Annotated in this window: 24 protein-coding genes and 1 other annotated feature; of the genes, 19 read left to right on the top strand and 5 right to left on the bottom strand. The window is 45.0% G+C overall.

What is annotated here, in order from left to right; all coding sequences use genetic code 11:
- Positions 1-31: 31 nt before the first annotated feature.
- The 3 genes from licT to AC1DE7_RS07460 all read left to right on the top strand — a co-directional run bounded on the left by licT (position 32) and on the right by AC1DE7_RS07460 (position 4,922).
- Positions 32-862: a BglG family transcription antiterminator LicT gene (licT, locus tag AC1DE7_RS07470; protein WP_074094875.1), complete on the top strand. Its 831-nt coding sequence runs from the start codon at positions 32-34 to the stop codon at positions 860-862.
- A 212-nt stretch (positions 863-1,074) separates the two neighbouring features.
- A complete protein-coding gene (locus AC1DE7_RS07465) occupies positions 1,075-2,964 on the top strand; it encodes a beta-glucoside-specific PTS transporter subunit IIABC (protein WP_477534045.1) in 1,890 nt (629 codons plus the stop codon).
- A 488-nt stretch (positions 2,965-3,452) separates the two neighbouring features.
- Positions 3,453-4,922: an Msr family ABC-F type ribosomal protection protein gene (locus tag AC1DE7_RS07460; protein ID WP_477534044.1), complete on the top strand. Its 1,470-nt coding sequence runs from the start codon at positions 3,453-3,455 to the stop codon at positions 4,920-4,922.
- A gap of 141 nt (positions 4,923-5,063) precedes the next feature.
- Here the strand turns inward: AC1DE7_RS07460 and AC1DE7_RS07455 are convergent, their stop codons facing one another.
- Entirely contained in the window at positions 5,064-5,654 is a 591-nt protein-coding gene (locus AC1DE7_RS07455) for a biotin transporter BioY (RefSeq protein WP_074094877.1), read from the bottom strand.
- A gap of 112 nt (positions 5,655-5,766) precedes the next feature.
- Here AC1DE7_RS07455 and AC1DE7_RS07450 point away from each other — a divergent pair, with 112 nt between their 5' ends.
- From AC1DE7_RS07450 to AC1DE7_RS07425, 6 genes are all read left to right on the top strand, one after another.
- Complete coding sequence (locus tag AC1DE7_RS07450) at positions 5,767-6,621, top strand: energy-coupling factor ABC transporter ATP-binding protein (RefSeq protein WP_477534043.1); 855 nt, start codon at positions 5,767-5,769, stop codon at positions 6,619-6,621.
- The gene (locus AC1DE7_RS07445; protein ID WP_477534042.1) at positions 6,606-8,375 is read left to right on the top strand and encodes an ATP-binding cassette domain-containing protein; all 1,770 of its coding nucleotides are present in this window, start codon (positions 6,606-6,608) and stop codon (positions 8,373-8,375) included. Before AC1DE7_RS07450 ends, AC1DE7_RS07445 begins: the two co-directional genes overlap by 16 nt.
- Before the next feature lie 140 nt (positions 8,376-8,515).
- Positions 8,516-8,815, top strand: coding sequence for a hypothetical protein (locus tag AC1DE7_RS07440; protein ID WP_036608432.1), 300 nt, complete (start codon positions 8,516-8,518; stop codon positions 8,813-8,815).
- A 149-nt stretch (positions 8,816-8,964) separates the two neighbouring features.
- On the top strand, positions 8,965-9,444 hold the full coding sequence (locus AC1DE7_RS07435) for an NUDIX hydrolase (protein WP_127545734.1): 480 nt from the start codon (positions 8,965-8,967) through the stop codon (positions 9,442-9,444).
- 16 nt (positions 9,445-9,460) lie between these two features.
- Positions 9,461-9,955, top strand: coding sequence for a GNAT family N-acetyltransferase (locus tag AC1DE7_RS07430; protein ID WP_315371763.1), 495 nt, complete (start codon positions 9,461-9,463; stop codon positions 9,953-9,955).
- Between the two features lie 463 nt (positions 9,956-10,418).
- Positions 10,419-11,000, top strand: coding sequence for a GNAT family N-acetyltransferase (locus AC1DE7_RS07425; protein ID WP_282321585.1), 582 nt, complete (start codon positions 10,419-10,421; stop codon positions 10,998-11,000).
- A gap of 180 nt (positions 11,001-11,180) precedes the next feature.
- Here AC1DE7_RS07425 and AC1DE7_RS07420 read toward each other — a convergent pair whose 3' ends face one another.
- Positions 11,181-11,540 (bottom strand): MerR family transcriptional regulator, encoded by a 360-nt coding sequence (locus AC1DE7_RS07420; RefSeq protein WP_076249478.1) that lies wholly within the window; start codon positions 11,538-11,540, stop codon positions 11,181-11,183.
- A gap of 102 nt (positions 11,541-11,642) precedes the next feature.
- Here AC1DE7_RS07420 and AC1DE7_RS07415 point away from each other — a divergent pair, with 102 nt between their 5' ends.
- Positions 11,643-12,353 (top strand): SDR family NAD(P)-dependent oxidoreductase, encoded by a 711-nt coding sequence (locus AC1DE7_RS07415; RefSeq protein WP_315371759.1) that lies wholly within the window; start codon positions 11,643-11,645, stop codon positions 12,351-12,353.
- Between the two features lie 612 nt (positions 12,354-12,965).
- On the opposite strand, the gene AC1DE7_RS07410 is transcribed toward AC1DE7_RS07415, so the two are convergent.
- Positions 12,966-14,483 carry a sensor histidine kinase gene (locus tag AC1DE7_RS07410; protein ID WP_127545746.1) on the bottom strand — a complete coding sequence of 506 codons (1,518 nt, stop codon included), beginning with the start codon at positions 14,481-14,483 and terminating at the stop codon, positions 12,966-12,968.
- Positions 14,483-15,166, bottom strand: a complete 684-nt coding sequence (locus tag AC1DE7_RS07405) for a response regulator transcription factor (protein ID WP_124115540.1) — start codon at positions 15,164-15,166, stop codon at positions 14,483-14,485. Before AC1DE7_RS07405 ends, AC1DE7_RS07410 begins: the two co-directional genes overlap by 1 nt.
- Before the next feature lie 225 nt (positions 15,167-15,391).
- Here AC1DE7_RS07405 and AC1DE7_RS07400 point away from each other — a divergent pair, with 225 nt between their 5' ends.
- The 6 genes from AC1DE7_RS07400 to asd all read left to right on the top strand — a co-directional run bounded on the left by AC1DE7_RS07400 (position 15,392) and on the right by asd (position 22,612).
- Positions 15,392-17,539, top strand: a complete 2,148-nt coding sequence (locus AC1DE7_RS07400; RefSeq protein WP_477534174.1) for an ArnT family glycosyltransferase — start codon at positions 15,392-15,394, stop codon at positions 17,537-17,539.
- 55 nt (positions 17,540-17,594) lie between these two features.
- Positions 17,595-18,581: a glycosyltransferase family 2 protein gene (locus tag AC1DE7_RS07395; RefSeq protein ID WP_477534041.1), complete on the top strand. Its 987-nt coding sequence runs from the start codon at positions 17,595-17,597 to the stop codon at positions 18,579-18,581.
- A complete protein-coding gene (locus AC1DE7_RS07390) occupies positions 18,574-18,966 on the top strand; it encodes a GtrA family protein (protein WP_477534040.1) in 393 nt (130 codons plus the stop codon). The genes AC1DE7_RS07395 and AC1DE7_RS07390 overlap by 8 nt, the downstream gene beginning before the upstream one ends.
- Positions 18,967-19,022: 56 nt before the next feature.
- Positions 19,023-19,895 (top strand): UTP--glucose-1-phosphate uridylyltransferase GalU, encoded by an 873-nt coding sequence (gene galU, locus AC1DE7_RS07385; protein WP_477534039.1) that lies wholly within the window; start codon positions 19,023-19,025, stop codon positions 19,893-19,895.
- A 149-nt stretch (positions 19,896-20,044) separates the two neighbouring features.
- Entirely contained in the window at positions 20,045-20,890 is an 846-nt protein-coding gene (locus AC1DE7_RS07380) for a class I SAM-dependent methyltransferase (protein WP_477534038.1), read from the top strand.
- 190 nt (positions 20,891-21,080) lie between these two features.
- Positions 21,081-21,357 (top strand) — a binding site (T-box leader).
- 169 nt (positions 21,358-21,526) lie between these two features.
- On the top strand, positions 21,527-22,612 hold the full coding sequence (gene asd, locus AC1DE7_RS07375) for an aspartate-semialdehyde dehydrogenase (protein WP_017688716.1): 1,086 nt from the start codon (positions 21,527-21,529) through the stop codon (positions 22,610-22,612).
- 216 nt (positions 22,613-22,828) lie between these two features.
- On the opposite strand, the gene AC1DE7_RS07370 is transcribed toward asd, so the two are convergent.
- A complete protein-coding gene (locus tag AC1DE7_RS07370) occupies positions 22,829-23,797 on the bottom strand; it encodes a bile acid:sodium symporter family protein (protein WP_036670738.1) in 969 nt (322 codons plus the stop codon).
- 141 nt (positions 23,798-23,938) lie between these two features.
- On the opposite strand from AC1DE7_RS07370, the gene AC1DE7_RS07365 reads away from it, so the two are divergent.
- The 3 genes from AC1DE7_RS07365 to AC1DE7_RS07355 all read left to right on the top strand — a co-directional run bounded on the left by AC1DE7_RS07365 (position 23,939) and on the right by AC1DE7_RS07355 (position 26,782).
- A complete protein-coding gene (locus AC1DE7_RS07365; protein ID WP_127545763.1) occupies positions 23,939-24,409 on the top strand; it encodes a DUF6376 family protein in 471 nt (156 codons plus the stop codon).
- A gap of 324 nt (positions 24,410-24,733) precedes the next feature.
- Positions 24,734-25,489, top strand: coding sequence for an SDR family NAD(P)-dependent oxidoreductase (locus tag AC1DE7_RS07360; RefSeq protein WP_047842788.1), 756 nt, complete (start codon positions 24,734-24,736; stop codon positions 25,487-25,489).
- 495 nt (positions 25,490-25,984) lie between these two features.
- On the top strand, positions 25,985-26,782 hold the full coding sequence (locus AC1DE7_RS07355; protein ID WP_477534037.1) for a sulfite exporter TauE/SafE family protein: 798 nt from the start codon (positions 25,985-25,987) through the stop codon (positions 26,780-26,782).
- The last annotated feature ends 105 nt before the right edge of the window (positions 26,783-26,887 follow it).

Below are 26,887 nucleotides of genomic sequence, written 5' to 3'. Positions count from 1 at the left end.
CAAGAGAGTGGAACGTGACGGGGGGATTGAATTGAAAATAGCAAAGGTTATCAACAATAACGTCATTAGCATCTATCAGGCGGATGGAGCAGAGCTTGTGGTGATGGGACGTGGGATTGCCTTTAAGAAAAAGCCGGGGGATAAAGTAGACGAGACCCGCATCCAGAAAGTATTTGCATTGAAAAACAAACAAACATCCGATAATTTCAAAATGCTGCTGCGGGAAGTTCCGATGGAACTGATTGAAATTGTGGAAGAGATTATCACGTATGCGCGTGAGAATCTGGGTCGAAAGCTGAATGAGAACATCTATGTATCTCTTACAGACCATATTAACTTCGCCATCGAACGTTATCGGGAAGGCGTGGAGATCAAGAACGCATTAATGTGGGAGATCAAACAGCTGTACAAGTCCGAATTCGAACTGGGCCTGAGGACGCTGGAACAGATCAACACTCGTATGAATATTGAGCTTCCACCCGATGAAGCCGCTTTTATTGCCCTGCATATTGTTAACGCAGAGATGAACGAAGAAGTTATTACAACGATGAACATTACGAAGTTTATCCAGCAGATTATTAATATAGCGAAATATCATTTCAAAATGGAATTTGATGAGGACTCTCTCAGTTATTTTCGCTTTATCACACATCTGAAGTTCTTCTCCCAGCGTGTGCTCAGTGGTACGCATTACGACAACAACTATGATCATTTCTATGACATGATTAAGGAGAAACATCCAGATGCCGCAGCGTGCATGGAGAAAATTGAGTTGTTTGTCAAAAAAGAGTACAACCATGAGCTGACTAATGAAGAAAAGTTGTATCTGACGGTTCATATCGAACGAGTGGTTAATCGATAATATTTAAATGTTGACAAAAATGGTTTTATTATAATAATATGTGATTAACAGGAATTAAATACGATTTAACTGGGATTGTTACTGGTTATGCAGGCAAAACCTAAGTCATGAGAAGGTCAGGACCATTGTGTCCCCTTGCTCAAGGCTTAGGTTTTTTGCGTGCAAAAAAAATCGGTAAGAGGCCTGTTTGAGAAAAAGTGGGGGTGCAGATCATGAGTCAAGAGAAACTGGCCAAAGAGATTGTAGAATTGGTTGGCGGTGAGAAAAATGTGGAATCGCTGGTTCATTGTGCAACACGATTACGGTTTGTATTGAAGGACGATGCCAAGGCAGACAAAGCCAAACTTGAGAAAACAGAAGGCATCATCGCAGTCAAAGAAAATGGAGGACAATTCCAGGTGGTTGTTGGTAACAAGGTGCCTGAAGTCTATAGTGCCATTGGACAGATCAGTAACATTCTGGACGATTCGACTGATAAAGAAAAACCTCGCAAAGCAGCCAAAGGGCTCGGGGGGATTATCGATATCATATCCAGCATCTTTGCACCACTTCTGGGTGTTATGGCGGGAGCCGGTATTCTAAAAGGGTTATTGTTGATTGCGAGCAATATTGGATGGCTGGAAACGACAGAAACAACATATACGATCTTGTATGCAGCAGCAGATAGTCTCTTCTATTTCCTTCCTCTGTTGTTAGCGGTTACAACAGCACGTAAATTCCAGGGAAATATGTTTGTCGCGATGACGATTGCAGGAGCACTGATCTATCCGTCCATCGTCACGTTGAAATCAGAGGGAACACCAACGGATTTCTTCGGTATCCCTGTCATCTTGATGAACTATTCATCTACAGTTATTCCTATCATTTTAGCTGTCATTGTCATGAGCAAGTTGGAAAAGTTCTTTAATAAAACACTTCACGATAGTGTGAAAAACTTTGTTACGCCATTGTTTTTGCTAGTGATTATGGTACCTCTGACATTGCTTGTATTTGGACCATTTGGCGTATACGTTGGTAATGGAATTGCAGCTGGACTGGTTGCCGCATTTGGATTCAGTCCATTGCTCGCAGGAGCCGTTATGGGTGCAAGCTGGCAGCTGCTCGTCATCTTCGGAATACACTGGGGTCTGATTCCGGTATTTATCAACAACGTTGCAGTGTATGGACAGGATGGTGTTAAACCCGCTGCGACAGCTTCGATCTTTGCTCAAACGGGTGCTGCTTTTGGGGTTATGTTGAAAACAAAGAACAAAAAACTGAAAACGCTGGCTGGATCATCCACGTTGACGGCTTTGTTCGGTATTACGGAACCGGCCATCTATGGGGTAACATTACCACTGAAACGTCCATTCATTGCAGGCGTAATCGGTGGTGCAGTTGGTGGAGCTATCATTGGTCAAGCAGGTACATTGGCATTTGCATCCGGTGCACCAGGGTTGCTGACCCTGCCAATCTTCTACGGACCAGGTGGACAAGGTTTCCCAGGATTGATTCTGGGTATTGTAGTATCCTTTGTTGTTTCGGCTGTACTAACGTACATCATGGGCTTCAAAGATCCGGTTGAAGAAGAAATAAAAACCGAATCTACGACATCCGATCAGCAATCTGTTCGTGCAACGAATGCTTCGGACGAAATTGTATTTAGCCCAATTGAAGGAACGATTGTTGAATTGTCGGAAGTTCCGGATCCGGCCTTTGCATCGGGAGCAATGGGTAAAGGGATTGCGATTGAGCCAACTGTGGGCAGAGTTGTAGCGCCTTTTGACGGCACAGTTACCGTTGCATTCAAGAAAAAACATGCCTTGGCTGTAGTATCAGACACCGGTGCTGAAATATTGGTTCACGTGGGAGTTGATACCGTTAAATTGGACGGACAGCATTTTGTGTCCCATATCAAGGAAGGCGATCGGGTCCAAGCGGGAGATCTGTTGCTTGAATTCGATATTGCACAGATTAAGGCTGCTGGTTATCATACGGTAACGCCAATTATAGTAGCCAACTCAGCCAACTACGAAGAAGTGATTCCACAGGCTACAGGTCAGGTTCATAGCCAGGAACTTCTATTGAAATTAAGTAGCGGAAATGACCAGGAACAAAAGTAGATTGATGTACTAATCCGAGGGTGTAGTGTTTTCATGGTTCCGTTGACATGGTGGAATTGGAAAATTATAATTAGATTTGTACATCTATTACATGATAATGAAAGGTGGATTATTGAACATGACACATGCGATGAGACTGCGCTTCCTTCCTTTGAATCGGTAATTGAATACGTTCAAAGGCTCTGACTATTGGTTCAGGGTAAACGGGATCAGTCTGTCATTTTCAATCATCTGACCTAAAAATAAGTGTTATACTCGCTTTCCCGTTTACGTTGAATCACAGGCCGTGGCCTGTGATTCTTTGTTTTTTCTTCTGATTATCTTAATCAGGTAAATAATTAGGTACAGGCGCTCAATACAGACTACTGGGGGGAACCGCTATGATGACGTTACTGTTCTATTGATACGAGCTGGCACGATAAGCTCGTATCGATAGAAGCGTGCTTCGCTATCGATACGAAATAAATCTTATTTCGGAGGTAGCGAATATGGAAAAGATATGTTTTGAATTAGAACAGGTTGAGATGACCTATATGGATAAAGTAATACTGAACATTGAGCGACTGGCTGTGCATCAACTGGATCGCATTGGTGTAGTGGGTGGTAATGGTCAGGGTAAAAGTACATTGTTGAAACTCATTGCGGGACAAATCCAGCCAACAGTCGGAAAGGTAAAACGTTTTGCAGAGTTTGGTTATTTGGAACAAGTGGAACCGCCCCAGTCTAACGAAAGTATCGAAGTTGACGGGGCTTTACTCAGTAAATTAGCGATACCTCAACACGATCAGCCATGGAGTGGTGGAGAACAGACCCGTCTAAAACTGGCTCAAATGTTCACTCATTATCATGAAGTACTGTTACTGGATGAACCAACGACACACCTGGATCAAGCGGGCATTACATTTTTGCTGGATGAATTGCGTTATTATTATGGGGCGCTTGTGCTGATCAGTCATGATCGTGCGGTTCTGGATGAACTGGTGACCACGATCTGGGAAATCCATCAAGGTGAGGTTCGCGTATATTCCGGCAACTATAGCGATTATCAGGCACAGAAGAGGCTGGAGCGTGAACAACAAAACCAGGCCCATGAGCAGTTCTCGAAGGAGAAGAGGCGATTGGAGCTGGCCGCCCGGGAAAAGATGAAGAAAGCCGAGAAAATAACGCAGGCCGGAAGCATGTCCAAAAAAGAATCCAAGGCAAAAACAAACCGTATGGTTGAAACCAAATCCAAAGGCACCAGTCAAAAAGCGGTGCACCGCGCAGCCAAAGCGATTGAACAGCGGATGCAACAACTTCACGAGGTAAAAGCGGTGCAAGAGGATCGGCCTATGATCTTCCGTCAGCCAAAGACACTGGAGCTGCACAATCGATTTCCGATTATGGCAGATCGCCTTACACTTGAGGTGGATGGAAACATATTGTTGGAGGATGTAAGTTTTCAAATTCCATTAAAACAAAAAATAGCGATAACCGGAGCCAATGGCAGTGGGAAAAGCACATTGCTTAACCATGTTTTCTATGTGGGAGATCAGATCACAATGTCTCCAAAAGCAAAGCTCGGTTATTTTCAGCAAATGAGCTATCGTTTCACGACAAAAGAGACCGTATTACAATTCCTGAAGAATCGTTCGGAATATGAGGAATCAGAGCTCAGAAGTGCGTTGCATGCGATGCAGTTTACAGGTAATGACTTGCTGAAGAATGTTGGGACATTAAGCGGAGGAGAAGCGATTCGTCTTCAATTATGTCACTTGTTTCTTGGACAATATAACATTCTATTGTTGGATGAGCCGACGAACTTTCTTGATATGCATGCATTGGAAGCGTTGGAGCGTTTTATTAAGGCGTATGAAGGAACAATTCTGTATGTATCTCATGATCAGAGGTTTATTGAAAATACAGCGGATCGACAATTTCAGATTACAGAGCGTCAATTAATTCAGGTGAATATATAGTTGAACTAAAGAATATTTACACGGATCACTCCGATGACAGAACAATCTTAGAGGAAGAGAAGTAACGAAAACCGCCAAAGTGATTTTGGCGGTTTCGTCGTTTTCAAAGATAGGCAGATTAGTTACCTTATGTAGCTTCTATTAAGAATCCGCTTTTATAACCGTGGAATGCATGTTACCAGTGAGACGTTGAGGTGGGAAAACCATGCGCACTGGCGCAATGATGATGGCAGCAAATACAGCTTTGATCAGATCCCCAATTATGTAAGGATAGAACCCTTGAATCATGGCCTCAGGTAAGTCCATTTTGAAAGCATAAGCAAGCCAAGGGACCCCGGATACATAAACAAGCAATGAACCAAATAGTTCAAATACAACAAAAGCGAGAATAAATCCTGTTACACCTTTGATGTTGATTCGTGCAAGCAACAATCCAATCAATAAAGCGGAGAACGGCCACATCATCACATATCCTCCGGTAGGTCCAAGAAGTACTGCAAGTCCTCCGGTCCCGTGCAGCAAGGGGAATCCAAGAGCGGTGAGCAGAACAACCATCGTGACACTTAGAAAACCATAGAGTGGACCAAGTAATCCTCCGGCCAGCATGACAGCCAAAGTTTGTAATGTTATCGGTACTGGGGAGAAGCCAATGGGAATGCTTATGTAACCAAAAAGTACTAAAATTGCGGCCATAAGTGCGCTGAATACAATGCCTCGCAAAGATAATTTCATGTTTGAACAATCCTCTCCATTTTGGTAATATGATTGTTAACCAATTATATAAATGTGGTTAACGATTAGGATCGTACCACATAACAATAGAAAGGGAAAGGACTAATTTACGATGCAAGGCAACCTGCCTATAATTACATTAGAAGATGTTCGAGTGCATTATGCTTCCGAAGGTAGTCAGGTGAGAAAAGCACTGGATGGGGTCTCACTTACGCTGCACCAAGGAGAATGGATTGGTATTGTAGGGGCGAATGGCAGTGGAAAAAGCACACTCGCTGGACTACTGATTGGATTCATTCCACTATCTGGAGGGGTACGGGATATCTCGGATGAACTTACCGTTCGGGGTGTACTGCAGCAACCGGATGCACAGGTACTAGGCGATACGATTGAAGAGGAGTTTCATTTTGCGCTGTCACCATTGATGGAATCTGTAGAAGAGCAATTGGAGCACAGGCAGGATGCATTACATATCGTAGGACTTCAATATCCCCCGGAGAAGGCTGTCTCACAATTATCCGGTGGACAGAAACAACTGCTTAATATTGCTGTAGCACTTGCGGCCAAACCGGATATATTGATTCTGGATGAGCCAACAGCCATGCTTGATCCGGGAGCAAGAGACCGTATCGAGGCCATCGTTCAGAAGATTACCCAGCGGGGTACAACGGTGATCTGGATTACGCACCATCTGGAGGAAGCAACCCTGTGTGATCGAATCATTGCTATGGAGAGGGGACGTTGTGTGTACGACGGGGAGCCCGAGTCCTTTTTCTATGAAACAGAGCTGAATGAGAAGGCTACTCGGGAAAATGTACAGCTATCTCCCTGTGAACGGTTAGGATTAGACCCTCCTTTTACTGTAAAAACTGCGTTATTGCTCAAGCAAAAAGGTATGATGCCAGAAGCCATGCCACTGCGACCTGAGCAACTGGCCAAGGAGGTCGCACGTTGGAGATCAAGCTAACCAATATACGTATAGAAGCATCGGAATCGGGCAAACGTGCACTGCTTGAAGATGTGAGTGTACAGTTGAACAGTGGGGAAATCACCTTGCTGCTGGGCTGCACCGGTTCAGGAAAAACGACTTTATTACAGACGTTGGCTGGTCTGAGACCGCCCGATGCAGGAAGTATCACATTGGATGGCACACCTTTCTGGAAAGAAGGAAAAGTGCCGCAGTCGATTTTATTGCAAATGGGACTATTGTTTCAATTTCCGGAACAACAACTGTTTGCCCGAAGTATTCAGCGTGAATTCTCATATTCTCTGCGTCCCTATCGTCTTTCAGAGAAACAGCAACAAGAGCAGATCACAAAAGCACTGAACCAATGGGACCCGCCAGTGTCCTCGGAGTTGGACCGGCGTTTTCATCTGGACAGGTCGCCATTTGCTCTAAGTGGGGGAGAGAAGCGCAGGCTTGGACTTGCTCTCGGAAGTGTGACCAACCCACACTGGCTTCTGCTGGATGAGCCGAGCGCCGGGTTGGAAGCGCAAAGTGTCGGGCTTTTGCTGGATGTACTGGAGCAACATCGTCTGGCAGGTGGTGGGGGTGTGGTAGCAACCCATGATCTGGATACATTTTTGCCTTGTGCGGATCGAGTATTGTTGTTGCAGGAAGGCCGCCTAATCGCTGATCTTACGCCGAGAGAACTTCACAAAAGACCTGAACTGCTGGAGCAAACAGGGATTGGACTGCCACCATCGATGAGACTGGCACAGCAGTTAAGAGAAGCGGGTCTTGAGCTGTCTTTGACCGCGATGACGCCAGAGGAGATGGCTGAAAGTATTGTTCAGTCCACGTCAGTTGAGGTGGGGATTCAGAACGGATCGAAAGAAGCATCAGGGACGGTAACAATGGAAGTCAAGAGCGATGTAATGAAGTATGAAAAAAAAGCACTGAAGCTGTCGTCCGTTGAAACTGAAGATGATCCAAAGCTTCTTCCGAACACCTTGACTCATTCAGGCGGATTATATGGCGTTATGGACCCGCGTCTGAAATGGATTTTGTATATTTTGCTGGTCACCGCAGCTATGCTTCAACAGCGATGGCTGGGATTGACTTTAACACTGGTGCCGGTAGTAGCAGCACTTGCCGTGCTCCCGCGTCAGACTTTGGCTGGATGTATGAAGTTAATGAAGCCATTATTATTCTTTTTCATCATCTCAACGGCGTTATCTGGGACAACTCTTTCAACAGAGGGAGGAGGTCTGCACTTTGGCTTTTCCCTGATGCAGGCGGAGGGCACTTTGCTGAATGTGTATCGTTTGTTTATCGTCACATTGGCAAGCCTTTGGTTTTCGTTGACGACACCTTATGGGCGAATGGTAGAAGGGCTTAACTGGGTACTCGGTATCGGTAAAAAGATCAGGTTGCCCGTAGCTTCGTTTGCTCTTGCTGTATCGTTAATCTTTCGGTTTATCCCGATGATCTGGAGTGAGTGGCAGCGATTCTCACTGATCGTGCGGGCACGTGGAAAGGCGGCTTTAAGACCAAATACCGTTCGAATTAGTGACCTGGGTCCGATGGTGATTCCCTTGTTAATGGCACTGTTCCAACGTGCAGAGGATATGACCATTGCGATGGAAATGCGTAAAGTTAGAGAGCACTCTACGCTCGGAGGACGTTCATCATTATTGGTATGGTCCAAACGTGATACCTGGATTAGCCTCGCTGGCCTCATTGTTTTTGTACTATTGATATGGATTCGCCAATTGTGATGGCGATGATTAACGTGATGGATCCGGTAATGGAACAAAACCTAAACGCAGTGTTTTCCAAAGATCATGCATAAATGCGTTTGTCCTCGCTCACAATAAGTGGACGTTGGTCATCTGAAGTGGATCAGGAGGGATAAGCGATGAAAGATAAGTTTTTGCGAGAAGAACGGCAAGAATATACCGATGTGTCTACGGTGGAGTCGCAGCGAAACGATATCACACTCGAAGAATTCCCGGAGGGCCCTTACGGTTCATCTTTACTATCCGAGTCTCTTGGGAAAAGTTCTCCGTGGCGGGTGGACCAGCGGTCTGCACATCGTTTTGACTATGAAAATCATGAGCTTCACGAGGGAGACGTAAGGGATTATCCAGGTCAGGATGTTTTTGACGAAACGGTTCCGGATAACGTGTCCAAGCCTCAATATACGGAAGAATCGTAAAGGGATTTTGATATAAATTAGAGCGTAGCCTCCGACAGGTTTTATCCTGTTCGGGGGTTATTTTCGTTGTGTTTAATGAAAACAAATCTCCTCTAATTCCACATTATGGGTTATTATATTCTATATAAAACAAGCTAAGGAGACGGTCCATGGAGCAAGACTATATTAAGTATGTGAGGTCATTTGTTGGTAATTCCAAAGTGATCATGGTGGTTTCAGGAGCAATCGTGTTCGATAAGGCTGGAAGAATTCTATTGCAGAAACGGTCGGATAATGGATTCTGGGGATTTCCCGGTGGTTTTATGGAGATGGGAGAAAGTGTCCAGGAGACAGCCAAGAGAGAAGTCTACGAAGAAACTGGTCTAATACTGAACTCCATGGATTTATTCTCGATATATTCTGGGCCCCAGTACGAAGTGGTTTATGGTAATGGAGATGAAGTTGCATTAGTGCAAGTGATGTTTAAAAGCAAAGATTTTTCTGGAACTATAATAGAAAGTGAAGAATCCATAGAAACAAGATTTTTTGATATACATTCTATACCAGAACATTTCTTATCTACGCATAAGCAAATTATAGAAGATCTGAAAAGCCATAAAGATGGATCTGCAAAGTTGGAAATTAAATAATCTAGGGGGCGGCGAATTGAGAGAGATCGACCTCTTTGATACACCCGCCCGTCGGTTATTGGAATGTGCAGTAGAGTTGCCGCCAACCCATGTTGAAGCGAAGAGTTTCACGGAAAACTTCTCTGATTTTTCTTTAGCCAAAGGACGGATCATGTTTACAATTGTAAATATGGATGGTGAAAATGTCGGAGGTGTGAATCTGAACAGCATTGATGAAAGGAACGGTACCTTTAGCATTGGCATTCAAATTGACAGGGATCATCGAGGAAAAGGATACGGGACCAGAGCCGTACGAATCTTACTGAAGTATGCCTTCTTCGAGCGTAGGCTCAACAAATTCAATGATTTTGTACTCGAAGGAAATGAACCTTCTGCAGCCATGATGAGAAAACTTGGATGTATTCAGGAAGGTGTGCGTCGCCAGGTGATCTACACCGATGGAAAATACCAGGATATGATCCTCTTTGGATTAACCAAAGATGAGTTTATGGAAAAAGAGGGCCTTGTATGATTCTAGTATAAATAAGATCGCCAGAGAGCTCGAAATCTGCCGATTTTAGTTGAGAGGGACGAATTATCACGTGAAGAGTTATGGAGTTTCACGAAAGATTCATCCGCTATTGTTCGTAAAATTGCAGTATCGACCCTCGGCGAACCGATGAATGAACAAGAGCGAAAGTTGTATTGGGTGCATTTAAAGCATGAAACAGAAGGAGGAGTGCGTGGATGGTATATGCATGGATTATTGCAAAATGCTCCAAAGGAGGAAATACACAATTGGATAAAATGGTCAACAGATATTAACTGTCGGTTCGATGGTGTGTTAGCGAATATTTGGCTCAATATCCAGAGTATTTTCCCCAACTCGAAAAAACCCAAGACCCTGACGCTATACATATCAAGGCATTGCCTTTAAGGGAATGGTACACGGCTCTATAATGATGTAATGTAAATTAAAATGTGGAGGCAACCTTATGAACCAACCTATACAAACTGATGAATTAATCATCGATTGCAAGGATATTTATTTACGTGAGTATCGACTCGAGGATTTGAAGAAACTGCAAGAAATTACGTGGCAACCCGAGGTGTATGAATTCTTACCGGGATGGAACGCTACGATTGAAGATAGGAGCCTGTGGCTCACCGAATATGAAATTCCTGAGAATCAGCGTTTTAAACAAGCTGTGGTGGCGGGAGGAGACATCGGAGATTTATGCTTACGTATGGCTATCGTACTCAAAGAAAATGATGAGTTTATAGGATGGTGTTGCTCAGGGATTAAGGACGAACTGCCAGCATCCAATCGGGAGATTATGTACGGTATTTCGAAACACTTCAGAAATCGTGGTTACACCACGCAGGCGCTCAAAGGAATGACGGAGTATTTGTTTGAACATACAAACGTGGAAGTGTTAAATGCCATCGCTTTGACTACCAATCCAGCATCTAATAAGGTGATACAGAAATGTAATTTTGAACGGGTCAGCTCGATCGAGATCGAGGATGAAAAGTATAACCATTACCACCTGCGTAAGCAACAAGGCCAATTTTAATAGAACGTAGTCCCATAGTGAAGGGCTATAAAATGAAAGTTTCGGATCAGGTTGGACAGTTATTGCTCTGGCTGTCTGATCTTTTTTGTATTTATTTTAAGAAGCTACTGAGGAAACCTTGTTAGGATACGTGCTCCCTTACATAAATGCAAAAGGTTAATCTATAGCATAAGGCTTATATTAATAATTTTCTCCTCGATAATAGCGCTCCAGTTTGTTATCCAAATGAACAAGTTGCGCTTTTTTCTCCTCTATATCATTCAGCAACTTTTGCTTTTGATCCTCAATCAGCTTGGTTCTTTCCTTCAGCGTGGAGGTTCCTTCGTTGACCTGATCATAATATTTTTTGATGTCTTCCACACTCATCCCGGTTTCGCGAAGGCATTTGATAAAAACCAGCCAGTTCAGATCATCCTCCAAATAAAGACGGTTATTCTGCTCATTTCGTGCAGCAGGTTTTAGCAGTCCCTTTCTTTCATAAAAGCGGATCGCTCCAATGGAGATTTCAACTTTTTTTGCTACTTCTCCAATCGTTAACATGTTAATCCCCCTTTTTATAAAAATAATTTGACCTACACTAAGTGTAGCATAGTAACTTATACATTGTTCAATATAAATCAAATTATGGAAAGAAGGATTCGCATGAAACAGACTGTTTTTGTAACCGGAGCAAATAAAGGAATTGGATATGAAATCGTCAAGCAGTTGGGTGAAGCGGGTTGGAAAGTTATCCTTGGCGCACGTAGTGTCGAACGGGGGGAAGCAGCTGTCTCAGAGTTAACTTCCAAGGGGTTAGATGTAGAATTTGTACAGATCGACATGTGCGACTTGAAGAGCATTGAGCAGGCAGCCGATACGATTCACAAGAGTTATCCTGCAATAAATCTTCTGATCAATAACGCGGGTATGCCGGGTGCTTTCTCTCATTCCTTTACGGATACAAAAGAGGAAGATCTACGGAACGCCTTTGAAGTGAACTTTTTCGGCACCTTCCGTTTGAATCAGCGATTGTTCCCGTTAATCAAAAATAATGAAGGCACAATCATTAATGTATCAACTGACATGGCTTCTCTGGACCATATGCAAAATGCGGAATTTACTTTAAATGCCTTCGACTATAATTCATCCAAAACGGCCAACAGTGCCATGACACTTTCGATGGCTTATGAACTCAAAAACAGCAGGGCGCAAGTCTTTGCAGTAACGCCCGGATTTACATCAACAGATCTTAATGGCAATGCCGAAGGCGGTAAATCAAAAGAAGCCGGCGCTGCGATTATCGTGCGCTATGCGACGGATGGCAAACGCCATAACGGAGAATTCCTAGATGAAAATGGCGTGTACCCTTGGTAATCCACCGTTGCCAAAAGCAACGATAGAACGGGATGAATTTTAGCGTGTATCTTCAAACTCAAACTCATATTCAAATTTAGGCAAGCTATACGATGATGGATACCAAGGTCTCAAAAGTCTTAAGGTCCAAGATGGCTGATCCTGACGATTGGGTAGACAATTTTCTAACGAACCCAGGACGTCTTATTCGGCCTTTAGGTACGTTTCTTAAATTGTAAGAACATCAGACACGCTATTTCCCGAAATCCCCTTGGAAAAACGCAGTAAACGGCTGTTTATTCTAATATAACGTGGCTCAGGTTCATTAGATCTCTGCGAACGCTCCAAATGCTTGAATAAGACGTCTCAGATTCGTTAGCCTGAAAGCCTGAACCCAATTGAGCTACTACTTTACACTCTATCAATCGGATACAAAAAGAATCCCCCATTCATTTCTTAACCGAAATGAGTGGGGGAATTCGTCATGCAATGAAAAGCCGGAATTAAAATGGAAGATGAGCATCGTTTGGAGAGCTTGCCTAGAGCTTGCGTAATGATCAAGTAGATCTTACGTAAAGCTGCGTATAGCCAACTTATAGCTTACGTATAGCCTACTTGCAGCCGACGCTCAGCCTAGACATCTGCCTTAGACAGCGGCAGCAAAATCATAAAGTCAGTTCCCAAGCCTACCTGACTTTGTACGGTAATATTCCCACCATGCGACTCCACAATCGAGCGGGTAATGGCGAGGCCGAGACCTGCGCCACCTTGTTTGCGCGAACGAGAACTGCTTGTGCGGTAAAATCGCTCAAAGATATGGGGCAGATGTTCAGGTTCAATGCCTGTGCCGTTATCTTTCACTGATAATTCAGCCTTATGATGCGTGGCATATAATGTTATGGAGATGGATCCATGCTCAGGATCGGTATGCTGCACCGCGTTATGGAACAGATTCAGCACAACCTGTTTCAGCTTGTAAGGGTCAGCCAGTACATATACTTCAGCCGTCAAATCGAGATGAATGGATCTTTGTTGAGCCATCATGGCAAGTTGTGGTTGCATTTCGAGCAGCAGACTATCCAGCTGAATGACCTCCCGCTCCTGCTTTGGGGCCTGATCCAGCTTGGTTAGTAACAGCAAATCTTCAACCAGCTTGTTAATTCGCACCGATTCGCCGTGCATGCTGTCCAGTGCTTTATACAATTGATCTTGATTGGTCGCTGCACCCCGCTGTAAAACTTCAATGAAACCGTGAATGGAGGTGAGCGGGGTACGAAGCTCATGAGAAGCATCAGACAAGAAACGTTGCATCTGCTCTTTCGATTCCCGCTCCGCTTCAAACGAATTCTCCAGTCTTTCAAGCATGCCATTAAATGAAACTGCGAGCTGATCCACTTCTTCTTGTCCCTGAATGACGGGAAGCCGTTCTGCGAGGCTGCCTGCATCTATCTGCTGTACTTTATTCACCATGTTGGACAGGGGAACCAGCGTCCGGCGTAATACCTTAGTGTATAGAACAAGACCGGCTACCATGGCCAACAGCGATAACATGATGAAGATCAGAAGCTGTTTAATAATCAAGTCTCTCAGTGGCTTTGTAGCCGTGCCCATCTGCACCATTGGTAAACCACGATTGCGTGGACCGGGTGAAGCAAATACAATCAATTGCTCATTCCCTTGGCTATCCGTGACGATCCGGTAGGGAATGTGTTTTTGTTCTTTCAACTCATCTGTAATGTCCTGATATTCAGCGGATGATAGTTGAGGGGCTTTCAGACCGTCTTCCCCAAAAACATCCTCGAACGTACCTTCGTTATCAAACAGGGCTAGTGAACGGTCCGGAATAAACAACACCCGATTGCCAGACCCATTTCCTGCTTGTCCACCAAAAGGATTGTTGGGAGAGCCACTACGTGACTGGATTCCGAGCCAAACCGGGGGCATGGACATAAGCTGTTCTTCCATGGTTTTTGCCTGATTCCGATAGAGAAAGCTCTCCATGATCCAGAATTGCAGGATACCGATTAACAATAGTAGCCCAGCCAGCACAAACAGAGAACGTGAGAGCAATTGAGAACGCAGTGAACGAGGCCAGATCCATTGGTGAAGACGTCTTAAACGAAGTTTATTTTTCTTAGGCAGCAAGTTCATCAGAGATCCACCCTGTATCCGACACCCCGAAGCGTACGAATGAGTTTATGCTCTTTATCCCCGAGTTTGTCGCGCAAGGAGCGAACGTATACCTCCACAATATTTTCTTCTCCGCCAAAATCATACCCCCACACCCGGCTCAGAATGGTCGCTTTGCTAAGTACAATCCCATGATTAAGCACAATAAATTTTAACAGTTCGTATTCGGTAGGAGATAATTCCAGGACCTGATTCTGATAGGTGATTTCTTTGCGCTGATCATCAATTCGGAAGGGACCGTGGGTGACGGCTCCTATTAATAAAGGAAATTGATTACGCAGTCTGGCCTGAATTCGGGCGAGCAGCTCGTCGAAGGCAAAGGGTTTGATCATGTAATCGTCAGCACCTAACCAAAGGCCCTTAACCCGATTCTCGACCTCGTCCTTCGCTGTTAGCATTATAACGCCAACCTGAGCTCCGGTCTTACGCAGACGCTCGACCACTTCGAATCCATCCATCTCAGGCATCATGACATCCAGAATAGCCATATGTGGCTTGAATTCAAGCGCCAACTCAAGCGCAGCCGCTCCATCCGGTGCGGTGCGCACATCAAAGCCCTCATTGCTTAATCCAAGCTCTAGAAATTGTAAAATATGTGGTTCATCATCAGCCAATAGTATTTTAATTCCGCTGCTAAGCTTCATAATGTGCCTTCTCTCCTTGCCTGAGCCATTTAGATTTCTCCCTCAATTGCGAGGGACTGTATGTTGTATTATCGCTTGCCAAACTGAAATTTAGCTGAAAGGATTGTGAATTATCCTCAGACAACATTCAGCGGGCACTCATCCCAGTTTTATTTTGGCATGTCACAATACTAGACATGAAGAACTTTGAAGGAGTGATCAACATTGAATAACACCAAAAGAAGGATGGATTTTGTCCTTCTTCCGATTGTATTACTGGCGGCATTTCTCAATGGGTACGGTATCTGGAACGATCAATATGCCAATTCCTATTATACGACTGCCGTTGGGAGTATGCTCAGCAACTTCCATAACTTTTTCTATGCGTCACTAGACTCAGCAGGCTCGGTCACTGTAGATAAACCACCCGTTGTCTTCTGGATTCAGACGGCCTTTGCCTATGTCTTCGGACTGCACGGTTGGAGCGTTATTTTGCCGCAGGTATTAGCGGGAATCGGTTCGGTGCTCCTGATCTATTTCATGGTGAAACCTACATATGGTCTTGCAGCAGCACGAATCTCGGCACTTGTGATGGCGACTGTGCCTGTCGTGGCGGCAGTCAGCCGGACCAACAATATTGACAGCATGTTGGTGTTTACACTACTGCTGGGTTCATGGTTTTTGTTCAAAGGCAGCAAACAAGGTAGTGCTTGGCGCATTTTGGTTGCCTTTGGGTTAATAGGCGTAGCCTTTAATATGAAAATGCTTCAAGCCTACATGGTTCTCCCGGCTTTTTACTTGTTCTATCTGCTTGCATTTCAGGCGAAATGGAGAAGGAAGATCATCCTGCTGATCGGCAGCACAGCGGTTCTGGCGGTGGTTTCCTTATCCTGGGCGGTCACTGTGGATTCTATACCCGAAGACGAGCGGCCTTATATCGGCAGCAGTGAAACGAACTCGGTCATGGAACTTGCCTTTGGATACAATGGTCTGGCTCGCCTAACGGGTCAGCAGAATACCGCGGGTAACGCAGGTATGCCAAATGGTATCGGACAGGGGGATAATCGTGGCAATCGAGGAGACTTGTCTTCAGTCCCTAATCAGACAGGCAGTGGTGTTCCTGGCGCTGGGCAAGATGTCAATGCACCGGATAACGATAACATGAATGGTTCGAATGGCAATTTCCCGAACAGGCAGATGCCGAATGATATGGAAATGCCAAACGGAAGAAATTTTGGCGGTAATGGTGGCGGAGGCATGGGAGGAATGTTTGGTACAGGGGAGAAAGGTCCTCTGCGTCTGTTCCAGACTGAACTGTCAGGTCAAGCTAGCTGGCTGTTGCCAGTTGTGTTGCTTGGGTGCATTGCCCTATTTGCAGGGTTAAGACGGAGAAATATAACCAGCAAGCACAAGGAGGCCTTGTTCTGGCTGGCATGGCTGCTTCCCGTTGCTGCCTTTTTCAGTGTGGCAGGTTTCTTCCATCAATATTATCTGATTATGCTTGCACCTCCCATTGCGGCGCTGACTGGCGCAGGATTTGTAGCGATGTGGAAGTCATATCGTGATCGCGATGGATGGCAGGCATGGTTGCTTCCGGTGTCCGTGCTGCTGACGACTCTGTTTGGCTGGTATATCATGCAGGTGTATAACGAGACGATTGGTGCAGGCTGGTCCATTAGTGAATTGATCGCAGGCATTCTGGTTACGGTCATCCTAATCGTTATGCTTCATCGCACACATCAATGGAAACAGGGCTTCATTATCGCGGGATTCATGGTGATGCTGATCGGTCCAATCTACTGGGCATTCACCCCAATTACTTACGGTGGCAACAGCATGATTCCGGCAGCAGGACCTACCGGTTCCAATGGCATGTTTGGTGGGGCAGGAATGGGCATGCCGATGGGTAACGTTGCAGGAGACACAGAAATGCCTACAATGGGTGGCCGTGGCGGAATGGGTAACCGTAACGAAGAAGTGGATACAGTCACACTGAATTATCTGAAAGAGCACAATACAGGCGAAACGTATCTCTTTGCCACTACGGACTATAATCAGGCAGCACCTTATATCATCGATGAAAGAGCAGCGGTCATTACACTTGGAGGGTTCTCCGGCTCAGACCCGGTGTACACAACAGATGAACTTGAGCAACTCGTCAAGAGCGGGCAAGTGAAATACTTCATGGTTGGTGGCATGGGTGGCCGCGGAGGAAACTCGGATATTAGCGATTGGATCAAAGAGCACGGAACCGAGATTCCAACGTCAGAATGGAAGACAGGCACGGACAGCGGATCCATGGATAACGGTGATACGGAGAGTGAAGCTGGACTTGGATTTGGATTCGGATTCGGATTTGGCGGACAGACCACCTTGTACGAAGTGAAATTATAACTGTAATGAAAATCTCGAACGAACGAAGTCCAATTGGAAAAGGGAGGGGACAAACATGGCTCACGCGTACCGATACAGCATTATTATTCCCATGTATAACGAGGAAGCGGTGATCGAGGAGACTTATCGGCGTCTGAAGAAGGTCATGGGCAGCACAGGAGAGAGTTATGAACTGTTGTTTGTTAATGATGGCAGCGTGGATCAAAGTGCACAGATGATCCGTGATTACGCCCGTTGGGACGAGAGTGTGAAGCTGATAGATTTTGCCCGTAACTTCGGACATCAGATTGCGATAACAGCAGGTATGGATTATGCAGCGGGGGATGCGGTCGTTATTATTGATGCGGATCTGCAGGACCCTCCCGAACTGATACTGGATATGATCGCCAAGTGGAAAGAGGGCTATGAAGTCGTATATGCCCGTCGCACCAGACGAAGTGGGGAAACTCGCTTTAAGAAATGGTCGGCAAGTCTGTTCTATCGTGTACTTCGTGCTTCAACGGATACGGATATCCCGGTAGACACCGGAGATTTTCGCCTGATTGACCGCAAAGTATGTGATGAGATGAAACGTCTTCCGGAGAAGAACCGATTTGTGCGGGGGTTGGTCAGTTGGGTCGGATTTCGTCAGACTGCGATTGAATATGAACGTGATGAACGTCTGGCAGGTGAAACAAAATATCCGCTGAAACGCATGTTGAAACTAAGCCTGGATGGCATTACGTCATTTTCGCATAAACCACTCAAGCTTGCAGGTTATGTAGGTGCGATCCTGTCGGTAGGCGGATTCATCTATATGTTAACGGTTATTGGTTCGGCCATCTTTACGGATTCAACGATTAAGGGATGGCCATCCATTGTAAGTATCATGCTGATGTTTAACGGATTCATCCTGATCATGCTGGGCATTCTGGGCGAGTACGTGGGCCGCATCTATGATGAGACCAAGGCGCGTCCGCTATACATTGTGAGAGATGTGGTGCAGGCCGAGGGCCAGCAAGCAAAATCCCAATTGACAGTTCGAGTTGCTCATCATGACTAAGCGCCTGGTGACACTCTTCAAGTTCGGTATTGTGGGTGTTGCGAATACGGCAGTAGACGCGGTGGTGTTTGCTTTGCTTGCAGTGGTCGGTGTACCGGTTCTGATGGCTCAAGTAATCTCGTACAGCTGCGGTGTTGCGAACAGTTATTGGCTGAACGGCAGGTGGACTTTTCGAGATACGGCACGAGGGGGCGGCGATAGAGCGAAACTTGTTCGTTTTCTAATCACCAATCTTATCGTTCTCGGGTTATCTACCCTCATTCTGATGACTTTACACGATGTGCTGGGTTGGAGTCTCGTGATGAGTAAAATCCTGGCGACCTTGATGGGGATGGTTCTGAACTATATAGCCAGCAGATATTGGGTGTTTCGTATCGCTACTTAGCTGCCCACAGCGTGCAATATTGGTTATAAGAAGCAAATGAAAGGAGTGTATGATATATGCGAATTAAAAAAGCAGTTATTCCGGCAGCGGGTCTCGGAACCCGTTTCCTGCCTGCGACCAAAGCACAGCCTAAAGAGATGTTACCGATTGTAGACAAACCGGCCATCCAATACATTGTTGAAGAAGCAGTGCAATCAGGCATTGAGAATATCCTCATTGTGACTGGACGCAACAAAAAATCCATAGAGGACCATTTTGATAAATCGGTTGAACTTGAACACTCTTTATATGCCAAGGGCAAACAGTCTTTACTGGAAGAGGTGCAGGCCATCAGCGAGATGGCAAATATTCATTTTATTCGTCAAAAGGAACCACTGGGTCTGGGGCATGCCATTGGGTGTGCACGGCAATTTGTAGGGGATGATGCCTTCGCTGTACTGCTGGGAGATGACATAATGGTGTCTGATCCACCTGCACTTGCACAGATGGTTCATCTCTACGAAAAAACAGGCAACCAGATCATCGGTGTCCGTCAGGTAGACGCGGCAAATGTGAGCAAATATGGCATTATTGATTCGAATGGTGCAGAGGACCGGGTTCACCGAGTCACCAATCTGGTCGAAAAACCTTCCCTTGCAGAAGCGCCATCCCGAACAGCTGTAATGGGTCGATACATTCTGAAACCTTCCATCTTTCCTATTCTGGATCAGATCGAGAGAGGGGCTGGAGGGGAATATCAGTTAACGGATGCTTTGAAAGAAGTAAGTCAGGTGGAGGAACTGTTGGCCCTTGAACTGGAGGGGCGTCGCTACGATATAGGCGATCAATTCGGATATATTCAGGCGATCTTGGAGATCGGACTAATGCGCAAGGAATTAGAGCCCATGCTGACACCCTATCTTCAGAAGCTTGCAACTCAGTGGGCATAGGAATTGATATGTAGCAGAGGTTTAGATCTGCTATAGGACGAGTTCTCCTCCGTGCCATGGTTCTGTCATAGACTCTAGTGTTGTACAATTATTCCAGTAACGCTACAATTAGCAAGAAGTTTAGGTTGCCCTTTGAGGAGTGAGAAATCATGAATGAATCTATCATCAGGGACCTTATTAAGTATATGGACGTGGAGGACAACGGCGCCATTCAGTACATTCAGACCGAGCATCGGATGAAACTGGGACTCTTTTGGGGGATACAGGAAGGCAGCCGGGTTCTGGAAATCGGGTGTGGTCAGGGAGATACAACGGCCGTGCTTGCACATCTGGTGGGGGAGCACGGGTACGTTCATGGTGTAGATATTGCACCAGAGGATTATGGTACACCGCTGACCGTAGGCGAAGCGGCAGCCAAGCTGCGGAGATCTCCACTGGGTGATCGAATTCGAATGGATTATGATTTTGACATTTTAAGTGATCAGGTTCAATTCACCGAGAATGAGTTTGATGTTATTGTACTTTCCCATTGTTCTTGGTACTTGAAATCGTTTGACGAACTCGCCGAGATTCTTAGCAAGGTTAGGACGTGGGGACATCAGTTATGTTTTGCAGAATGGGATGCCCGAGTTACAGATGTGAGCCAGCTCTCACATTGGTTATCCGTTCTGATTCAGTCCCAGGTCGAATGTTACAAGGAGAACAGCTTCTCCAATGTGCGCACGCTCTTTACACCGGAGGATATCCAAGAGCTTGTCTCTGCGGCAGGCTGGACGATTAAGGAAGAGAATTCGATCCATTCTCCCGAGCTGCAGGACGGTCGCTGGGAAACCGAAATGACACTGGCAGAAGCGCCTGTGGAACTGAAACTGCTTCCGATCCCGGACAAAGTAAAGACACTTCTTCTTTCCGAACTGAAATTACTTAGGACACATCATGCCACGAGGCCTGGGAGCCCACTGGGAACGTATGCGATGGTTGCCAAAAAGCAGTAAAGAAATAGCTATTTGTAGTATGTTATAATAAAAATGTCTATCGACGTACTTTTCACAGAAGACAGACCGTTTAGCTGAAGTTTTTCTTGCGATAATTGAATAGTTCAGCTCCGCTGGAAACATATAAATTCCAAGATCTAAAAAAATGTGTTTACTTCATCACGGTAATTTTGATATTATAATCGCAATATCAAATGCGACGAAGAGACGAGTAGATAAAAATCATTCTTTCAAAGAGAGCTCCGGCAGCTGAAAAGGAGTAAAGAACTTTTTATTGAATAAAGACTCAGAGCAGCACATCGGAACTTAGCGTTAAGGGATGGTGTGACAGGAGCTCCTGTTACAGAGCTAGAGTATGAACGGTCTACAGCTTTCAACATGGTTGTAAACCTTTACTTGAAGAGGCGGATATGGTGACATATTGGCGAATCTGGGTGGTACCACGAGAGTTCAATCTCGTCCCTGAGACTATTGTCTTGGGGATGGGATTTTTTGGTTTTTCCGGGGTGTGACTACACGCTTTGGAATTGCCTGAATAGTGTTAATTAGGAAGTCAATTTCATAATACGTTTTTAGTGAGTTATGAAATTGATTTGAAGAGAAGAATCACTTAAACCGAAAGGAAATGATGATTGAATGTCAGCAAAATTGAAAGTTGGTATCGTCGGAGGAACGGGAATGGTGGGTCAGCGTTTTGTGGACCTGCTTGATCAACATCCATGGTTTGAAGTAACAGCTATTTCTGCAAGCGCCAATTCGGCAGGTAAAACATATGAAGAATCCGTACAAGGCAGATGGAAACTCGCAGTTCCTATTCCGGAAGCTGTGAAGAAAATCGTTGTTCAGGATGCTTCCCAAGTTGAGGCTTTTGCCAGCCAGGTTGATTTTATTTTCTGCGCGGTTGATATGAAAAAGAATGAAATTCAAGCGCTCGAAGAAGCTTACGCTAGAACAGGCACACCTGTCGTGTCCAACAACTCAGCTCACCGCTGGACAGCAGATGTACCAATGGTAATCCCTGAGATTAACCCGGGACATCTGGACGTGATTGAAGCTCAACGCAAACGTCTGGGCACAAAAACCGGATTCATTGCTGTAAAGCCAAACTGCTCGATTCAGAGCTATGTGCCTGCACTGCACGCCTTGCGTGAGTTCAACCCGACTCAGGTTGTTGCTTCCACGTATCAAGCAATCTCCGGAGCAGGTAAAAACTTTACGGACTGGCCTGATATGCTTGATAATGTCATTCCATACATCGGTGGCGAAGAAGAGAAGAGTGAGCAGGAACCACTGCGGATCTGGGGTAGCATCGAAAATAATGAGATCGTCAAAGCATCGGCTCCATTAATTACAACACAATGTATTCGTGTTCCAGTAACGGATGGACATCTTGCGACCGTGTTTGTAAACTTCGAGAAAAAACCAAGTAAAGACGAAATTTTGGAACGTTGGTTGCAGTTCAAAGGCCGTCCGCAGGAACTGGCTCTCCCAAGTGCACCAAAACAGTTCATTACGTATTTTGAAGAAGAGAACAGACCACAGACAAAACTGGATCGTGACATCGAACGCGGAATGGGTGTCTCCACAGGCCGACTGCGCGAAGATTCACTCTATGATTACAAATTCGTTGGATTGTCCCACAACACGCTCCGCGGAGCGGCAGGTGGTGCGGTTCTGATCGCAGAACTGCTTAAAGCTGAAGGATATATTCAACCGAAATAAGCATAAGGCATTATAAGCAACAACAGATTTCTGAAAAGAATGAACAGATGAAAACCATCACTCGTTGATGGTTTTTTTCTATTGTGGGCAGGGAGCGTATAATGGGTAGGATTAGATTAAAGTAATTACAGAGACTACGGCAGAAATTACAGTAGAGGGTTATAGTGACGAAAAACGCCGACAATCATGTCGGCGTTTTTTTCATCCAATATTTTGTTAGGCAGCGGATGTCTTATCCGACTTTTGCAGAAGCTGTGATCGACGACCGAGCAGATAACCTGTCAGGGAAGCGAGCATCTGTTGAAATACCATGCCAAGCACGACGGGGACAGCAACAGGTGGCGGAAAATACGAAACAGCGAGTACTGCACCTGCGCTGATATTACGCATACCTCCATTGAACACCAGAGCGACCTGATCGGCCTCGTTCCAGCCTAGCAATCGGGCGATGAAGTAACTTAGCGCATAACCGAATGATGCCAGGAAAATAATGATGACCGCAAGACCAGCCAACTTCCAGTTGAAATCAGCCAAGTAGGGCGCAACGACAGATCCGTTAATCGCAACGACAGATGCCATGAACAATTTGGATAACGGATTCAACCTTGGTCCCCAGACCGGGACAATGCCGCCTTTGGTCCACTCATTCAGCAACATACCGAGCAGGGATGGTACAACAATCATCCAGAACAGACTGCTCATCATGGCTGCTGTGTCCAGTGTGACACTGGTTCCGATTAACAGGGATAACACCCCGGGCACTACAAAAGGAGCAAGCATGGTATCAATCAGGATGATGGATAGCGTAAGTGCGATATTGCCCCGATAGATACTGACCCAGATGAAGCTGCTTATTCCTGTCGGAATCACGGCTGCCAGAACAAGGCCCGTTATGGTGTACGCATCTGTAGGGAAAACCAGATGACCCATACCAAGAGCAATTAGAGGCATCGCCAAATGCAAAATAAACAGACATACAAACAGGGGGAACGGCTTTTTCAGCACGTTCACAAAATCCCGTATCCCAAGACTGATACTTCCAGCGAACGTCATGAACGCAAAAAGCCAAGGGGATAAAAAGGTATAAGAAGAAAGAAAACTCCCGCATAACACGCCAATAATAATGCTGATTGGGGTAATCAGTGGCATGATGCGGTTCAAGCGTTGGTTCAAGGCTTGAAGCATAATCATGACATCCCTTTACCGTGTGATTTTACTATTATACATCTTAATAACGTTGGCTGCAGACCCATTTGCAAAGAAGCAGTCTGAACAGGTATCATGGACTTTGAACAAGGATTCCGATTAGGAGAAGGGGAGATGATCATGTTCATAAGAAAAAGAAAGCACACATTAATGATGACAGGCCTAATTGCATCAAGTATTCTGCTGATTTCAGCCTGTTCTGTCGTGGAACAAGCTAATCAAAGTTTAAATTATGTGAGTGGGGCTACTGATTATATAGAACAGGTATCAAACGCCGGAGCTGATCTGCAAGAGCTTGCATCGGGTGCGGTGAATAATCCGGAGATTACAACGCAGATTCAGGAGAAAATCGATCTGATCCAAGCAGAGGCAAGCGAATTTTCTCAGTTGACTGCTCCTGCAATAGGAGAGAGCATTCATGAGAATCTGGTTAGTTACAATACTCAATTAACAGAAGTTGTGGACAATTTCGAGAATACAATTGCAGAGCAAGGTTTTACGGCAGAGAATTGGGAGAAGACAGGCATTCCTGAACTGATCACGAACATCAATAATTTGAAAGATCCGCTAAGCGGACTTCAGGGTGAATAAGTTAAATTGATCTTACCGCATTAAGACAATCCAGTTTGGAATCGAATACTTGAGAAGGGCGAGATATCGGAATGATTGAATTACCGTTATGCTCGCTTTTTTATTTTCCGAAAACGGATGCATATTTAATATCACAGGAGCTAGACTATATCATGTAAATAGGAGATGTATATGACATTTATCTCTTATTTATGTGAAGATGATCTATGGTTTGACAAGGTTGGGACAGAGGCGTATGATAAGTATATAAGTTAATAAAATATAGTTACTTACTATAAGTTTAGAACTACACCTAAATATATTTTGCCAAAGGAGAACAGAGTCATGACTCAACACAATGGAAAAGTAATCATTATTACAGGTGGAGCAAGTGGTATTGGTAAAGAGACAGCACTTCAACTTTCGGATCAAGGTGCGACTATTGTTGTCGCTGACTATAATGAAGACGGAGCGAAGAAGCTTGCGGCAGAGATTGAAGCAGCAGGCGGAACAGCGGGCGCGTACAAAGTGGATGTATCCAAAGGGGACGAGATCAAAGCCCTGATCGACTGGACCGTAGAGCAATATGGTACGTTAAGCGGTATTTTCAATAACGCAGGCATTGGACTTGTGAAGCCATTTCTGGAGATGGACCCGGAATCCTATCACAGAGTCATTGATGTAGATCAGCACAGTGTATATTATGGTATGTATTATGGCGCGAAAAAAATGGTTGAATTGAACGTACAGGGTACCATTGTAAATACAGCTTCGATCTATGGAAGTGTTGCTGCAGTAGGTAGCTTCAACTACAACGCAGCCAAGGCTGCTGTTGTTATGATGTCCAAATCCGGTGCATTGGAACTTGCTGAGCATGGAATTCGTGTAGTTGGTGTAGCACCTGGCTTTATCGAAACACCGATTCTGGGTGATGACCAAGCCATGAAGGATGCGCTTGCTACTCAACATATGCGTGGAGAGCTTATTCAACCCGAGAAAGTAGCCAGTGTGGTTACATTCCTGTTCAGTGATGCAGCCAGTGCAGTTAATGGTACAACCGTAGCCGTAGATGATGGTTTCCTCAGCTTCAAAACTAAATAAGTACCCTTTTATAATTAAGACAACTCATCTCAAAAAAAGAAAAACAGAAAAAAACGGTGCAGAACGATTTATTCGTTTTGCACCGTTTTTGTATTTTCATTATAAAGTAATCGTGGCATATGAGATGGAAATAAGTTTGTCGAATCATCCCGAAATTTCAGAGATCGTGATACAATTAGCAAGGTTGTATCTTTTTATCATTTTGTGGTGTGTCATATACAATTCGAACTCCGAGAGAGCCATAACTCTCTTCTTTGTAATGACATTGAGAACAGGTTTTGGTCGAGCATAACGCATCGTTATGAACTTGTAATTTTTCGTTGCACTGTGGACATTTATTTTCAAAAAGAGTCTTCAACACGTTAAACATGCTTAATCACTAATTTCGGATTAATTTACTTGGTTTTTATTATAACGGATAATTTTCGCTGTGTATAGCACTTTTGAGTGATATCGAAATGAGATTTATATAGCACGAAAGGAAGCGCATAACCGATGGATCTTCTGCTTTTTGTCATCATGTTTATACTGGGTCTGGTCGGTTCATTCTTCTCCGGTTTGTTGGGTATTGGTGGGGCCATTATCAATTATCCGCTACTGTTATATGTTCCATCCTGGGTGGGATTGGAGCCGTTCTCAGCACATCAGGTATCGTCGATTAGTATGTTTCAAGTGTTTTTCGCTTCACTTGCTGGTGTGATTGCATTCCGCAGAAAAGTAAAAACGGGTAGAAGCGGTGGGGCGATCGTTCACCGAGGTTTGGTGCTATACATGGGCTCCAGCATTCTTGCTGGCAGTCTGATCGGCGGGTTCATATCCGGTCATCTGGACGGAAGAGTTATTAATCTGATCTATGGCATTCTGGCGATCATAGCAATTGTGCTTATGCTGATTCCCGGAAAGGGAAAGCTTGATACCTCAGCTCCACTGGTGTTTAACCGATGGATTGCAACAGGCACTGCTTTTGCAGTAGGTATTGTATCAGGAATTGTTGGTGCGGGTGGTGCCTTTATCCTTATTCCGATCATGCTGACGATTCTCAACATCCCCGTACGAACAACGATTGCTTCTTCACTGGCGATTGTATTTATCTCCGCAATCGGCGGCGTTATAGGTAAAATTACGGGTGGAGACATTCCGATGGAACCCATTATCTATACGGTGATCGGCAGTCTGCTCGGGGCATCCCTTGGTTCACGGGTTAGTTCGATGATTAATGTGAGGGTACTTCGATATGCATTAATCGTACTTATCGCCATCACAGCGGTCAAAGTCTGGTCATCCATTCTGTAAAATCACGTATATGGGAATGAACAATGACGATTTCGTAACCAAACGGTTGGATCGCCGTATAAAGGTTATGAACATGAGCTGAAGCGTTGGATACACGATCAAATG

The organism is Paenibacillus sp. 10L310 (genome assembly GCF_056395745.1).
The sequence above is the reverse complement of the archived record's forward strand: the minus strand, read 5'-3'. Positions and strand labels throughout refer to the sequence as shown.

Excerpts from the sequence above, each read along its gene's own strand:
- galU (WP_477534039.1), top strand. The coding sequence starts at position 19,023 with ATGCGAATTAAAAAAGCAGTTATTCCGGCAGCGGGTCTCGGAACCCGT.
- asd (WP_017688716.1), top strand. The coding sequence starts at position 21,527 with ATGTCAGCAAAATTGAAAGTTGGTATCGTCGGAGGAACGGGAATGGTG.
- AC1DE7_RS07465 (WP_477534045.1), top strand. The coding sequence starts at position 1,075 with ATGAGTCAAGAGAAACTGGCCAAAGAGATTGTAGAATTGGTTGGCGGT.
- AC1DE7_RS07355 (WP_477534037.1), top strand. The coding sequence starts at position 25,985 with ATGGATCTTCTGCTTTTTGTCATCATGTTTATACTGGGTCTGGTCGGT.
- AC1DE7_RS07370 (WP_036670738.1), bottom strand. The coding sequence starts at position 23,797 with ATGCTTCAAGCCTTGAACCAACGCTTGAACCGCATCATGCCACTGATT.
- AC1DE7_RS07380 (WP_477534038.1), top strand. The coding sequence starts at position 20,045 with ATGAATGAATCTATCATCAGGGACCTTATTAAGTATATGGACGTGGAG.
- AC1DE7_RS07360 (WP_047842788.1), top strand. The coding sequence starts at position 24,734 with ATGACTCAACACAATGGAAAAGTAATCATTATTACAGGTGGAGCAAGT.
- AC1DE7_RS07440 (WP_036608432.1), top strand. The coding sequence starts at position 8,516 with ATGAAAGATAAGTTTTTGCGAGAAGAACGGCAAGAATATACCGATGTG.
- AC1DE7_RS07390 (WP_477534040.1), top strand. The coding sequence starts at position 18,574 with ATGACTAAGCGCCTGGTGACACTCTTCAAGTTCGGTATTGTGGGTGTT.
- AC1DE7_RS07455 (WP_074094877.1), bottom strand. The coding sequence starts at position 5,654 with ATGAAATTATCTTTGCGAGGCATTGTATTCAGCGCACTTATGGCCGCA.
- AC1DE7_RS07435 (WP_127545734.1), top strand. The coding sequence starts at position 8,965 with ATGGAGCAAGACTATATTAAGTATGTGAGGTCATTTGTTGGTAATTCC.
- AC1DE7_RS07395 (WP_477534041.1), top strand. The coding sequence starts at position 17,595 with ATGGCTCACGCGTACCGATACAGCATTATTATTCCCATGTATAACGAG.
- AC1DE7_RS07415 (WP_315371759.1), top strand. The coding sequence starts at position 11,643 with ATGAAACAGACTGTTTTTGTAACCGGAGCAAATAAAGGAATTGGATAT.
- AC1DE7_RS07425 (WP_282321585.1), top strand. The coding sequence starts at position 10,419 with ATGAACCAACCTATACAAACTGATGAATTAATCATCGATTGCAAGGAT.
- AC1DE7_RS07450 (WP_477534043.1), top strand. The coding sequence starts at position 5,767 with ATGCAAGGCAACCTGCCTATAATTACATTAGAAGATGTTCGAGTGCAT.
- AC1DE7_RS07400 (WP_477534174.1), top strand. The coding sequence starts at position 15,392 with ATGGATTTTGTCCTTCTTCCGATTGTATTACTGGCGGCATTTCTCAAT.
- AC1DE7_RS07410 (WP_127545746.1), bottom strand. The coding sequence starts at position 14,483 with ATGAACTTGCTGCCTAAGAAAAATAAACTTCGTTTAAGACGTCTTCAC.
- AC1DE7_RS07365 (WP_127545763.1), top strand. The coding sequence starts at position 23,939 with ATGTTCATAAGAAAAAGAAAGCACACATTAATGATGACAGGCCTAATT.
- AC1DE7_RS07460 (WP_477534044.1), top strand. The coding sequence starts at position 3,453 with ATGGAAAAGATATGTTTTGAATTAGAACAGGTTGAGATGACCTATATG.
- AC1DE7_RS07405 (WP_124115540.1), bottom strand. The coding sequence starts at position 15,166 with ATGAAGCTTAGCAGCGGAATTAAAATACTATTGGCTGATGATGAACCA.
- AC1DE7_RS07420 (WP_076249478.1), bottom strand. The coding sequence starts at position 11,540 with ATGTTAACGATTGGAGAAGTAGCAAAAAAAGTTGAAATCTCCATTGGA.